Below are 12,648 nucleotides of genomic sequence, written 5' to 3' on the forward strand. Positions count from 1 at the left end.
TACATTAAAATTCTTATCTTGCAAGCCGACAGACCTGATGCCGGATGTAGCTGCCGGTACCAGGCAGCGCTGGACTTCCGAAACCGTCGATCAGCTATAAAAAAGATCCCGGGATAACTGTATTTCTGTCACAGCTTCATCCCGGGACTCTATGGACGTTATCTGCGTATTTTCAGTATAGCATAAAAATACACATACGTCTTGCAAAAATTCAATTGAAAATGTGGCGATTATTCGGCTTTTCCGGACCAGTTCCCTGACCTGCGTTCTTACGAATGCCGCACCAGGAAAGCCGCAGACCGCCAGTACGGTTATCTCAGTGTCCCGCCGTCTCCGATTCCAAGAAATTCCGGAGAGGTAATAATCTTCTTATAAAACCGCTTCGCATACCGGTACATCACGATCGTATAATCGCCAAACTCCTCGCCGACACTGCTCTTATACACCGCCCACAAACACCACAAGAATCCGCCGAGGGCAATATAAGCGTAGTACACAAACCGCTCCTCGGAGGTCGGTTCCCGGTGCAGGTAGAGCTTGATCAGCTTCTCGACCTCAAAATCATTATAATAAGAATAGATCGCGCACATGCTCACATCGATCAGCGGATCGCACATGCCAGAGTACTCCCAGTCGATCAGGCGGAGATCCCCGTCCGGCAGGAACAGGAAGTTGTCGCACACGCTGTCGATATGGGACAGGACCTTCGGTCGGTTCAGACGGTCGAGACGGTCAAGCAGCGTGGTCATATGGGACTTCACTTCCGGATAATCCTCAAAAAGCTTCTTCTCATATCCGCGGCACAGCGCCTCATAGAAGCCGATCCGCTCCCGGATATCAAAAGAATGGTCCACATGGAGCTTCGAATCATGGAGCTTCTCCACAAGTGCCATGCACCGTGCCACATCATCCCAGTCGCGCGGATCGCTGTTGCGCGCCCCCTCATAATACTCGGAAATCTTGTAGCCGGTCTCCCCGTTCATGTATACAACATGTTCGGTGATGCCGTAATCCTTTACTGCGTCATAGACCGCCTTTTCCTGCTTTCGGTTGATCAGAAGCTCGGTTCCCGGACCAGGAATCCGGCAGATATAGGACTTGTCGTGAACCTTAAACAGGAAAGACTTGTTCGTCATGCCGGTCTTCAGGCATTTAATGCCCGTGATCTCAGACTCCGGAACCTGCAGCACCTCGGAGATCAGCTCCATGGCGATATTGTCGGAATGGTTCTGGTAGCGCTCATCGAAGAGGCGGAGCTCCTCAAGATTCTCGAACTCATATACCTGGTTGTCCGGCTGTCTGTTGATATACATCTCCGGAACCGGGAAATGGTGTTTTCCGGGAAGATGGCTGTCGACCTCGCCGTTTAAGAGGTCCGCCAGAACCTGCTCCCAGTACATCTGCTCCGTTCCGGGAGTATGATAATACTCCTCGAGGACCGGGAAGAACTTTTCCGAGAATTCCTTCGAGAAGAACACCGGTCCGTACATGACCCAGGAGTCCTCGCCGCCGACCTTTACGCCGGTGAGCAGCCCCTTTTTGCTTGTCTCAAGACACCACTCGGAAGTCTCGCCCTTCATATATACAGAAGAGTACCATGCGCCGCACTCGTAGGTGTGGTACATATTGTTGCGCATCCAGTTGTCGGAAGAGAGAAGATAAGTGTTCCTTCCGATAAAACACTCCCGGGCACGGTAGAGTGTCGTCAGCGTATTCTTATTGTGATATTCCGGGTTGTAGAGAAGCTTCACGCCGAACTTGTCGATCAGATACTCGAACTTCTCCTTCAGATATCCCACGACGATGGTGATATCCGTGACGCCCGCTTCATGCAGCTGCTTGATCTGCCGCTCGATCATGCGCTCGCCGTAGACCTCAAGAAGTCCCTTCGGCGTCTCGAAGGTCAGCGGTACAAATCTGGACCCGAATCCCGCCGCGAGGATCACGGCGCTGTCCATCCGGTAATTTCTTAAAAGATCCACACCGCCTTTTAATAAGGAATAAGATCCGTCCACCGGATCAAAAGAAAAAAGCTCCTGGTCCAGACCTTCCTTCACGAGATGGTTGCAGGTCCCAAGGGAGATATCCATCGCCGCCGCCAGCTCCCGCTGTGTCATCTTGTTGTTCTCATAAATATTCCTGCAGAGTAATCCCAAACGATCCATAGTCGTCCTCCGAATCAAAGATGTTTGCATCGCTTATTATTACTGTTTAATAATAAGGAAGAAACTGATAAAAATGAACATGTTCAAAACGAAAAAATAAATAGATATATATGAACATTATAACACGTACTTCTGATAATACAAGATGATATTTTGAACATGGAATTATCACGTTCAAAATATCTTGAAAAACATATAAAAATGAACACTGTGTAATGACACATCCTTGCCACAAAGCTGCCACAAAGTGGGAAAACGGGCATATTGTACTAATATCTATACAATAGCGGCTAAAAATAGCATTCGCGTAAGGATTTCGTAAGAAAATAAAAACAAAAAAGATATGGAAATTCTTAAGAAAATATACTATAATACCAGTGTATTCGAGGTACAGAGTATTTCTGGAAGCGAAGTAAGATAGTTCCCTTTATTAAAAAATCTTCATTTTTTGTAAAAAAACTATTGATAATTTTACTTATCGGAAGTATAATGCTCTCGTAATGCAATTGGGATTTTTAAAACAATTTCAAAAACACAAAAAGGAGAGTGCATTCATTATGAGAAAGCAGACTAAATTAGTAGCAGTTGTTTCTGCATCTGCACTTCTTGCATTAGGCGCTTCCCTCACATCTTTCGCAGCTTCCAAGGGAACTTGGATGATGGTTGATGGTGAGTGGTATTGCTATGACAAGAACGGCGATGCTTACGAGAACACATTCTGCACAAGCAATGGTAAAGATTACTATGTAGGAGATGACGGACAGCTTGTTCGCTCCGCGTGGGTTGAAGATGACGGAAATTACTATTTCGTTAACAGCGCTGGTCAGAAGATCACAAACGACTGGAGATTAACTGCTCCGTATGATGATGATTCTGCTGAAGAGCAGTGGTATTATTTCAAATCCAACGGTAAGAGAGCCGAGGATGAGAAGATCACTTACAAAGGAAAAACATATTTCTTCGACAGCGAAGGCGAGATGCTCACTGGTTGGGTTCAGAAGAGCGGTGACGGCTGGGACGAGGCTTCCACTGCTGATGTTAAGGGAACCGAAACATATTACTGTGACGAGACAGGTGTGCGTCTTGAAAATTCATGGGTATATGACTATGCTCCGGATGTAGATCAGGACGATATCAACTCTGATGATGATGAACACTGGTATTACTTAAAATCCAGCGGTAAGGCAGCAACTGGCAAAAAATCAAACGTTAAAGGTCAGACATATTTCTTCGATGAGGAAGGAAAAATGCTTACAGGCTGGGTAGTAAAGACAGGTTCCAACGGCTATACACAGGCATGGAATGACGATGACGATACAGATGGTCATTTTGAGACAACTCTTAGCGAACTTAATGCATCTGAGATCCACTTCTGCGGCGATGAAGATGACGGCCACATGAAGAAGGACAAGTGGGTCAAAGCATACAGCAACACTCAGTACGGCGAAGATGACGATGACAATGATAAATATTGGTTCTGGATCAACAAGAGCGGTGATGTTTACGTTCCGGATGATTCCAAGGAGACTGGCATCGGAGCTACAAGATATAAACTGGATGATTGCGAAGGGGATACGTTCGACGATCAGTTCAAAGAAGACAACTATGATGATGATGACAACACGATTGGTCTGACAATGTATGAGAAGAAGATCAACAGCAAGACTTACTACTTCAACGCAAATGGTCAGATGCTTTCCAAGTTTGTAAAGACAGATGCTTCTGACGAAGAAGATGGTGTTGCAAAGATGTACTATCTTGGTGGTTGGGATGACGGCTATAGAAAAGACGGTTCTCAGACAATCAAAGATGAGGCTGGTACCGCAGCACGTTTCTACTTTGCTACAAGCGATAACAAAGATGAGGGCTACTTCAACGCTGCTGGTATCAATGGTGCTAAGAGCGGCAAGCTTTACAGCGATGGTCTCCTTGTGACAGCAGATGATGATAAGTATGAGATTAAGGATGTAACAATTTATACTGTAGCAGAGGGTCAGACTACAGCTACAGCTCAGGTAGCAAGCTACATCGTTAATAAGAGTGGTTCCATTCAGACAGCTGCAAAAGAATACAAAGATGATGATGATGTTGTAGTTGATGCTACTGGTTTCTCATTTAGCGGTACAAAGGGCGCACTTTACAAAAGCTTTAACACAAGCACAGTAGCTACAGGTTCTAACGCTACAAAATAATCTTCCCTATTAGCTCTTTTCTATCGCCCAAATCAGCACAATTGCTGATGGTGACAACCTAAAAATCCGATTGCAGATAGGAGGCCGGTACGTTTTGTACCCGGTCTCCTTTGTGTAAATAGCAGTGTAAATAAAAACAATTACCTATGCTTTACATCAAAAAATAGCAATGCATTCAGAATTGTTATAAGCTCAGTAATCTTGGCAAGGAATATCCTCCGCATCAATTGGACTAAAGCCCATAACAAAAACGGACGGGAATTTCTTCCCGTCCGCGCTTTGCAATTAGAATTTCGTAAAATTCGAAATTAGTTCTGCGGCATTACGTCGTAGATGTCGATCGGAGTTGTAATATCATCCTCAACAGTTAAGCCATCCTTAAGGCTATACTTCCAAGCTGTACTATCTGTTACGAAAGCATCTTTAGGAAGGTTCTTTGTTGTGAACAGAACTTCATTATCTTCTTTGTAATCTACACGATTCTTCTGGATAGAACCGTTCTTGTTAACGATAAATGTATGCTCAACACCATTCTCATCTGTAATAGTAGCTAACTGATACTTGTAATCATCAGCCTTGATTAAGAGACCCTTGAAGTAGAGGTATCCAGACTTGTTACCTGTAATACCAAGACCCTTAGTGTTACCTGTTGTCTTGTTCTCGAAGAAGAACTTGTAGGAATCACCGTTGTCATCTTTTACAGACTGGGAACCTGTCTTCATGGAACCATCATCGTCTCCACCGAAGTAGTACATACCAGCCTTAAGTCCGCTGTCTGCACCAAGGTTATCTGCAGAAACTTCGATGAACTGGCTAAGCATCTCACCATCCTGGTTGAAGAAGTAAGACTTAGAATTTACGTTCTTCTTTGTGAACTCGATTGTTGCGCCGCTATTCTGAGCCTCAAGCTTAGCATCTTTTAATTTGTACTTAACGCCGTAAGCTAACTTAGAAGCGTTAGACTGGGACGGGATGTAAACCTTACCGTTCTTATCGATGGAGTACCAGTACTGATCGTTGTCATCATCCTCAGCATCGTACTCAGACGGTCTCCAAGTCTTGAACCATTTGTTCTTCTTAGCGTGTCCGTCATCCTCATCACCACAGAAATAAACATCTGAAAGCTTTTGTCAAGGGGGTGCATGGATATTTTTCATATTACTTACGCAGATTCTCTCTCTGCTTCTGCCTGAATAATGCGTTTCAATCTGTCCTCAGCAGTCAAACCGCTACTATGGTCAAAAAACACTTTGACTTTATAATTTGTTTTGCCTTGCTTAATCACAAAAACTCCATCCGGTTTATTTTTCTCCGAATGGTTATTTGGGGTGGGTAGTGTACTGTTCACGATATTTGTCATACGATATTCCTCCTAATTAAATGAAAAAAGCCCGACAAGGAAAGGTCTGACAACGAAGTTCCGACAACGGACATCAGAAAACCTTTTTTCTTTATCGGGCGATACTATTTTTTTACTATTTCCTTTTTCTTTATAATATTGGTTGTCATGGTTGTCAGAGAGGGAAAAGTGCCGCAATATCAAGGCTTTCGGGATTTTTGCCCGACAACCAGACCGACAACCGGCTCGACAACCGAAGCGACAACGGGCTTTTATTTTTGCTTCAACCATTCCTCCGGAAGTCCTAACTGTTCCATTTCCTCTGTCGGGATTTCCTGAAAACCATCCATGCTGTTGTCAGGCTCGTTGTCGTTCCTGATACGCTCCCAGCCCTTTTGTCTGCGGTAAGGCTCTGGAAAATATCTCGGATTGCTGAACGCCCTCCAGCCTGTGACAGCGTTATTCATAATGTCGTTGATCTCTCGCAGCTCCCATTGTTTCGGTTCGTCATAATCATGCCCCAGTGCTTCCTTGTAAAGCTGCTTAGAGCAGACTATGCTGCCGGAATAGCGTTCCAGATAGTCTAAAATCTGTCCTGCCTTTGTGTCCTCCGGCATAAAATCCTTTTGGTGGGCTTTCAGATAATCGTTCATAGCCGGACTGAATCTCAGACGGAAATTGCCGCTTCTGTAAATCTCCATAGCTTCTGCCCACATCTGATTGATATACTCTCTGGAAGCCTGTTCATCCGCCAAAATATGAACCTCAGCCCTTTCAGGATAGACCATAACCGGAACGAAGCGGCGGTTGCCTGTTCGGTCAAGGGGAAGAAAGTCAAGGGTATTAGAAGAACCTCCAAACACACATTGTCGTTTTCTGTCTGCCGGATGTGTTTCATAGGGTATCTTATAGGTTTCCTTTTGTCGGCTCAGAAAGGACTTGATTTCTTCAATGCTCTTAGCGTTGGCGGTTGCAATCATTTCCGACATTTCAATAATCCAATGCCCCTGCATTTTGCGGTACACATTTTCATCATCCAGCTTTTTCAAGTCATCAGAGAACCAATCATCATTGACCGCAAGCAAACGGAAGAAAGAGGACTTTCCGGCTCCCTGACCGCCTACAAGACAGAGCATTACCTCAAATTTACACCCCGGCTTAAAGGCTCGTGAGATAGCACCCAGTAGAAACAACTTCAATGCTTCATAGGTGTAATCATCTGTATCAGAACCGAGAAAGCGGTGCAGACAGAAGCGTATGCGTTCTGTTCCGTCCCATTGCAGGGCATTGAGAAAATCACAGACAGGGTGGTAACGATTTTCATTGGCAATAACCGCAACTGCGTCTATGATTTTCTTCTCTACGGTCAATCCATAGTTTTCTTCAAAATATAGGAGCAGATATTTCACATCCACATCCGTCAATGTCGGGCTGTCACGATACCAACCGAGGGGCTTCACAATGTCGATTCTTTCGGTCAGAAGATTTTTTCGGATAGCCCCTTTCAAAAGCGGGTCATATTGCAGAACACGCTTATAATTTGCGGCAGTATTATAAACCTTACCTTTCTCGCTCTGCTCTAAGCTGTTTCGGATTTCTTCTACTGTGCATGGTTCTGTCTGCTGACAGTTCTGCAATTCGCTGTTCAAGTTTCAACACCTCCTTTCTCTGTTCTGCCACAAGTGCTTTTCGTTCCTCCAATGAACCATACAGAAGAATATCAAGCAGATATTCGATATAGTTCTTCTTATGCAGTGCTTCTGCAAACAGGGGATTCCATTCCTCATCCGGCTGTTTGGGAGCGTATTTCTTTTCCCATTCTCTAAGAAGATGAAAATAATCTGTCAGCACCTTGTAGCAATGATTTTCTTCTTTTTGATACTTCTGTTCCGGTGTCGGCTCACGAATACGAGGGCGGACACTGGGCTTTTGTCGGCTGTCATAGTTAAGACCAAAATCTTCTGTAAGTTTGACAGCAGCTTCCCTCAGCCCGATACCGAATAGCTTCGCTGTGAGATCAACAGCGTCTCCGGTCACTCCGCAGCCAAAACAGTAATAGCGTTCATCCAGCTTCATACTGGGGGACTTATCCGAGTGAAACGGACAGCACGCCATACCTGTGCGACCCACTTTCAAGCCATAGGCTTCTGCGGCTTGTCGGGCAGTAACATTTTCTTTTACAACTTCAAATACATTCATGTGACTCCTTTCCTGAAACAAAAAAAGCACCTGTCATTTTCAAAACGAAAACAGCAAGTGCCTTAGAGTTTCATATTCATTTTTGAGTGCAAAAAAGCAGGAGACCTTTTCAGATTTCCTGCTTAGTAAAGCTGTGAAGATTTTATTATGGATTTTCTTTCTTCCATTTCCACTTGAGTAATTTCGGTAACTATTCAATACACTTTTATAATTGTTTGTCCAAATAAATCGTTGCAACCAGTTCAATTAAATTGCGTATTCCAATATAGAGCAAAGCCAAAATTGAAACTCGTTGGAGTGTAACTGTTGTTTGCATATTTATAAAAAATGGTAGAACAGCAATTAAAACTATCAAAATCGAATGTGCAAGATTTGCGGCATTATTCGCTTTTAATTGTATTAGTTTCCAACGCTCATCACCTTTATAGTTCACCTGTTTTATAGCTTTTAGAATATATAGCCAAAGAGTTATACCTAATGCCATAACAAGAAAAATCAAAATAATTGTTTGTTCGTTCATTTTACTTCTCCTCTCCATACTTAAAAACTTCATCAATAGATACACCAAATGTTTCTGCTATCTTGAAAGCTAATTCCAAAGAGGGCGTATATTTATATTTTTCTATTGATATGACTGCTTGTCGTGAAATACCAACCCTATCTGCTAAGTCAGCTTGCGTCCAATCTCTTTCAGCCCTCAACACCTTAATCCTGTTCCATATCAAAGTAATCTCTCCTTTCCTAAATGTAATGAACCGATTACATTTTTATTGTAATTAATTCATTACATTTTGTCAATAGAGTAATACATGATTTCAAACTGAAAACAGCAAGTGCCTTAAAGTTCCATATTCAATTTTAGGTGCAAAAAAGCAGGAGACCTTTTCAGATTTCCTGCTTCTTCTAAATGATAATTATTTCGTCTAATTACTGAAAATCGGGAATTTCCTCACAAGGTTCTTCGTTATAGTAAGGTACGCCATTTTTGATTCCCATGCTGATTTTCAAATCCAAATCTTGATAGTAGCCTTCATACTGATAATCCGCCACTTCTTCTGATTCCTCTATCAATTTCTTCAGAGTTTCAGCAGCTTGCAAACTCTCAGCATTGTTCAGACCACCAATCGCCGGTCCGCTGCTTCCCTCATACACTTCCAAGTAAATTTTTTCAGAAGATTCCGGCTCAACAAACAGAATATAAGAGTAAGCATCTTCAGAATTCTGCGTTTCATAATTAGGTTCTCCAAATAATGCACGCAGTCTGCCATAGGCGATGACCGATTCTAAATCTAAGTTCAAAAGCTTTCCGTTGCTTTCCGGTATACTTGTCAGGCTTGTGTCTTTCTGGAAATCAGATATTGTCATAGCATTTTCTTCTTCCGATACATTGTTCCCTAATGCACAACCGCTTAAGCATAGTGAAACAAGTAACATCAATGTTAATAGTTTTTTCATGATAGCTGTTACCCCTTTAAGATTCTCAAATAGTGTATCTCCATTATACTTCATCAACCTAAAGAATGGAAGATATTTTCTTGTTTCTTAAAGCAAAAGCACCTGTCATTTTCAAAATAAAAACAGCAAGTGCCTTAGAGTTCCATATCCTGTCTTTTGCTTTTCGTCGGAACTGTCCGGCTGACTTCACGCTCTGCAATTTCTTTCTTTTTGCGGCTCAACTGCTCTATAATAGAACTTTTGGCTTTCTTCTTGATTTGCTCCGTTCCGGCTTTTTTGACCTCCGGTTTCATCAGCGTGGTTTGGATTTTCTGAATGGTTGATTTCATAGCGTTTGTGATTCTGGCAATCACTCCATCCAATCGTTTCACTGCATACTCAACTTCTTTCTTTGAAGCCTTACGCTCAGGGGAGAGAACCCATGACTTAGACTGCTCCACCAGCTTAATATCCTCCTTGTGCGTTTCCAGTTTCACAGTATCAGCAACGACCTCAACCGCCTTGTCATAGGCAATATCGGCAACCTCGTCCACCAGAGCTTCCACATCCTCAATCTTCATCGTGAGTTCTTCCAGCTTTTTCTCCTGTGCTGCCAGTTGCTCCTTTTGCTTGAAAAGAATATAGTCCTGTTTTTCCAGATAGGCACGACCACCATATTCCGGTTCTTCTTCCAGTTGTAAGCCATGCTTTTTCGCCACATCAAACAGCAGCACTCGGCAAGCTGAATCGAAAGTTATCTTGCGGTTATTTTTTCTTCCGACTGGCTTATCCGGTTCCGGCAGTTCAAACCCCAGTGCTTCCAAAGCCTTTTCCTGTTGTGGGGCAATCTCCCCATATTGATTTTCACAGTCAAACACATGACGCTCGTGAATATGAGGGGTGCTTTCATCCAAGTGCAGCGCCCAATTCAGGATATGGACATGAGAGCCGAAACGCTCATTTACGATTTCCATAAATTCTGTGACGATCTCAATGAGCAGTTCCGGTGAAACATGATTATCAAGCGTTCCAATCTGATAGACCGTTTCCTCTGGACAGGTCTTTTTGCTTTTGAGTAAATCTCCGGTTTCCTTATTTCTTTCAGGGTGTCGGTTCTTCACATTTCTTTCATTCTGTCCGGTCACAAAATCACGATACCGCTGACGATAAAAAAGCTGTTCCACATCTTCAAAAGTGGCAGACAGCTCATTTTCCTTTTCGGGATTTTTGAAATTGCGGAAGCCATTGTAACAGTCCCAATAGAGATTTTGTTTGGCTCGTTCTTCGTCAATGTGTTCGCTGTTGGCAATGTCAAAACTGCGGTCATTGTGCTTCGGATTATAAACGCCATTCTTTCCGGCTCGTCCATTGTGCCTTGTTAATTTCACATGAGTTCCTCCTTTTCTTTTTGATTTCCCCGACAGGGGAGAAGGGCAGCGAAGCTGATTCCTTGCGGCTTTCTGCGTCAAGTAATACCCAGTACTAAGTGGCGAAACGCCACTTAACTGGGCAAGGCTGCCGCCCTTGACCTGCACAGGGATATTGCATTCCCTGTACCCATGCACAAAGGGTTGCACCCTCTGTACTCCCGCCCGAACAAACTGACTTCGCCCCATCCCAAGCTCTGTCAGTTCCTTCGGTTTTACAAAACAGTCCACCGGACTATTTTGCAAAAAGAAAAACCGACGCATGATCGCTTTACGCTCAATACATCGGTTTCTTCATCTGACCTTAACGGTCATATTCAGTTGTGGCAGATTAGACAATTTGAAAAATTACTCTGGCATATCTACTGAATAACTTAGATTGTTTCCTCTCTTGTCGCTCTTTAAATCATCATAATACCATAGATACATCGTTCTGTCATATACATTGATTTCAATAACACCATCTGGCTTTTGACCTTCTACTTCTAATGAGTAAATTTCCTTATCATGTGCATAGCCAAAAACAAATCTGGTATCTGGATAATTTGGATTCAAGTCCTGTTGAAAATCACTTAATTTTAAAGATGAATGAATTAGTTCTGTAATATCAGATATAAGAATGCTATCCGCTTTAGTTGTAACCGGTGTAGCATTCATAAACGCATATTGTACAGTTGCTTCCTCCACCTGTTTTTTGCAGCGTGCCATCACAAAACCTTGAACGGGATCATTATCGCTTCCTGCCCGATAGAAAATCGTATCATACTGTTTGCCATTCCATATATGCAATATTTCATCAACATGATTAAGAAAATCTTCTGGAACAGAAAATTCTTCATTTTCAGTATTCAAAGGAGAATTCAAAATAGCTTCTTCGACAGAACTATAATATATGAGTTCAGAATCCTTTTTATCGTAATCGCTCAAATTGAATTCGACATATGCATTGTCTTTATTGTCATCTTCCGGAACATAAGTATAGCGACCATTTTCAATATGGTCATCATAATCAACAAACAGTCCAATACATATCAGTGCTGCAAAAATCAAAAAGACTATTCCTATAATGATTAGCAATATTTTCAAAAATTTTTTCATACAAAAGTCCACCTTCTTGCTTCATTTCAGTAAATTATATCATACCGATATGAACAATTCAATTTACACTCTATCAAGTAGTTTTTTTACTTACCTGTAACGCACATTTCTGCAAAATCCATAGTCCCCGATACTTTCCTCACAGGCGATAGGCAACGGTCAAAACATCAGGTCTGCACCTGACATTTTAACCGCATATCAGCCCTGATTATCACATTATCCCTGCTGGCTGTTCAGCCCATGCTTTTTCGCATATTCGCTGGCTTTCTGTCTGCGTTCCTCACTGTAAGGCGGCAAGAAACGGATAGACAGACGGGACTTTGCCAGCTCATAAGAAACACCGCCTTGAACATTGGATTTTTCCAGTCGGCAAAGGTCAGGGTACTTCTTAGCAAAAGCAGCCAACCTCTTTTTCAATCCGGCGTTGTGGGTGTAGATATTTGCCTTGTCCTCGCCCTCATTAAAGAGAACGATTGTTTCTTTCTCAATCTTCGTCAGTCTCGCCATAGCAGCCCTCCCTATGGTTTTTCAACACACGCAGCTTGCAGTAAAAGCAGCGATACCACCTTTCAACACCCTCAGCACTCAGCTTGACGGAAAGCATATAAAACAGCTTCTTCGCCACTGGATCGGGTGCAAGGGCAGCCACCATACGCAAACGCTCAACAGTTGCTTTCAGGTTCGGACAGCCAAAGGCATAAAGGGCTTCCATTTCATTCCGGTTCATCTTCATTGTGTTTTCCTCCTTAAAGTTTGATAAATGAAAAGCGACAGACACTTCATAAGGAAATACC

Annotated in this window: 13 protein-coding genes; 1 reads left to right on the plus strand and 12 read right to left on the minus strand. The window is 42.9% G+C overall.

Translation table 11 applies throughout. From position 1 onward, the window contains the following. Window positions 1-311: 311 nt before the first annotated feature. Entirely contained in the window at window positions 312-2,165 is a 1,854-nt protein-coding gene (locus ACXMYH_RS01245; protein ID WP_486555350.1) for a sugar phosphate nucleotidyltransferase, read from the minus strand. A 557-nt stretch (window positions 2,166-2,722) separates the two neighbouring features. On the opposite strand from ACXMYH_RS01245, the gene ACXMYH_RS01250 reads away from it, so the two are divergent. Further along, the gene (locus ACXMYH_RS01250) at window positions 2,723-4,357 is read left to right on the plus strand and encodes a hypothetical protein (protein ID WP_486555351.1); all 1,635 of its coding nucleotides are present in this window, start codon (window positions 2,723-2,725) and stop codon (window positions 4,355-4,357) included. 308 nt (window positions 4,358-4,665) lie between these two features. Here the strand turns inward: ACXMYH_RS01250 and ACXMYH_RS01255 are convergent, their stop codons facing one another. The 11 genes from ACXMYH_RS01255 to ACXMYH_RS01305 form a co-directional block, all read right to left on the minus strand. Then, window positions 4,666-5,178 (minus strand): hypothetical protein, encoded by a 513-nt coding sequence (locus ACXMYH_RS01255; protein ID WP_486555352.1) that lies wholly within the window; start codon window positions 5,176-5,178, stop codon window positions 4,666-4,668. Window positions 5,179-5,519: 341 nt separating this feature from the next. Beyond that, window positions 5,520-5,717 carry a hypothetical protein gene (locus tag ACXMYH_RS01260; RefSeq protein ID WP_005335835.1) on the minus strand — a complete coding sequence of 66 codons (198 nt, stop codon included), beginning with the start codon at window positions 5,715-5,717 and terminating at the stop codon, window positions 5,520-5,522. A gap of 251 nt (window positions 5,718-5,968) precedes the next feature. Then, the gene (locus ACXMYH_RS01265; protein ID WP_486555844.1) at window positions 5,969-7,333 is read right to left on the minus strand and encodes a virulence-associated E family protein; all 1,365 of its coding nucleotides are present in this window, start codon (window positions 7,331-7,333) and stop codon (window positions 5,969-5,971) included. After that, on the minus strand, window positions 7,257-7,895 hold the full coding sequence (locus ACXMYH_RS01270; protein ID WP_349096756.1) for a CHC2 zinc finger domain-containing protein: 639 nt from the start codon (window positions 7,893-7,895) through the stop codon (window positions 7,257-7,259). Before ACXMYH_RS01270 ends, ACXMYH_RS01265 begins: the two co-directional genes overlap by 77 nt. A 205-nt stretch (window positions 7,896-8,100) precedes the next feature. Further along, window positions 8,101-8,415, minus strand: coding sequence for a hypothetical protein (locus ACXMYH_RS01275; protein WP_349096754.1), 315 nt, complete (start codon window positions 8,413-8,415; stop codon window positions 8,101-8,103). A 1-nt stretch (window position 8,416) separates the two neighbouring features. After that, window positions 8,417-8,620, minus strand: coding sequence for a helix-turn-helix transcriptional regulator (locus tag ACXMYH_RS01280; RefSeq protein WP_117750748.1), 204 nt, complete (start codon window positions 8,618-8,620; stop codon window positions 8,417-8,419). A 202-nt stretch (window positions 8,621-8,822) separates the two neighbouring features. Next, a complete protein-coding gene (locus ACXMYH_RS01285) occupies window positions 8,823-9,350 on the minus strand; it encodes a hypothetical protein (protein ID WP_349096751.1) in 528 nt (175 codons plus the stop codon). A gap of 134 nt (window positions 9,351-9,484) precedes the next feature. Beyond that, window positions 9,485-10,717, minus strand: a complete 1,233-nt coding sequence (locus tag ACXMYH_RS01290) for a plasmid recombination protein (RefSeq protein ID WP_486555353.1) — start codon at window positions 10,715-10,717, stop codon at window positions 9,485-9,487. A gap of 387 nt (window positions 10,718-11,104) precedes the next feature. Further along, on the minus strand, window positions 11,105-11,854 hold the full coding sequence (locus ACXMYH_RS01295) for a hypothetical protein (protein WP_050006303.1): 750 nt from the start codon (window positions 11,852-11,854) through the stop codon (window positions 11,105-11,107). 216 nt (window positions 11,855-12,070) lie between these two features. Continuing rightward, window positions 12,071-12,361, minus strand: a complete 291-nt coding sequence (locus ACXMYH_RS01300; protein ID WP_007488503.1) for a hypothetical protein — start codon at window positions 12,359-12,361, stop codon at window positions 12,071-12,073. After that, the gene (locus ACXMYH_RS01305; RefSeq protein WP_007488504.1) at window positions 12,339-12,587 is read right to left on the minus strand and encodes a hypothetical protein; all 249 of its coding nucleotides are present in this window, start codon (window positions 12,585-12,587) and stop codon (window positions 12,339-12,341) included. Before ACXMYH_RS01305 ends, ACXMYH_RS01300 begins: the two co-directional genes overlap by 23 nt. Between the last annotated feature and the right edge of the window lie 61 nt (window positions 12,588-12,648).

It is taken from the genome of Pilosibacter sp. NGB245 (genome assembly GCF_057397225.1).

Excerpts from the sequence above, each read along its gene's own strand:
- ACXMYH_RS01245 (WP_486555350.1), bottom strand. The coding sequence starts at position 2,165 with ATGGATCGTTTGGGATTACTCTGCAGGAATATTTATGAGAACAACAAG.
- ACXMYH_RS01250 (WP_486555351.1), top strand. The coding sequence starts at position 2,723 with ATGAGAAAGCAGACTAAATTAGTAGCAGTTGTTTCTGCATCTGCACTT.
- ACXMYH_RS01255 (WP_486555352.1), bottom strand. The coding sequence starts at position 5,178 with ATGCTTAGCCAGTTCATCGAAGTTTCTGCAGATAACCTTGGTGCAGAC.
- ACXMYH_RS01260 (WP_005335835.1), bottom strand. The coding sequence starts at position 5,717 with ATGACAAATATCGTGAACAGTACACTACCCACCCCAAATAACCATTCG.
- ACXMYH_RS01270 (WP_349096756.1), bottom strand. The coding sequence starts at position 7,895 with ATGAATGTATTTGAAGTTGTAAAAGAAAATGTTACTGCCCGACAAGCC.
- ACXMYH_RS01275 (WP_349096754.1), bottom strand. The coding sequence starts at position 8,415 with ATGAACGAACAAACAATTATTTTGATTTTTCTTGTTATGGCATTAGGT.
- ACXMYH_RS01285 (WP_349096751.1), bottom strand. The coding sequence starts at position 9,350 with ATGAAAAAACTATTAACATTGATGTTACTTGTTTCACTATGCTTAAGC.
- ACXMYH_RS01295 (WP_050006303.1), bottom strand. The coding sequence starts at position 11,854 with ATGAAAAAATTTTTGAAAATATTGCTAATCATTATAGGAATAGTCTTT.
- ACXMYH_RS01300 (WP_007488503.1), bottom strand. The coding sequence starts at position 12,361 with ATGGCGAGACTGACGAAGATTGAGAAAGAAACAATCGTTCTCTTTAAT.
- ACXMYH_RS01305 (WP_007488504.1), bottom strand. The coding sequence starts at position 12,587 with ATGAAGATGAACCGGAATGAAATGGAAGCCCTTTATGCCTTTGGCTGT.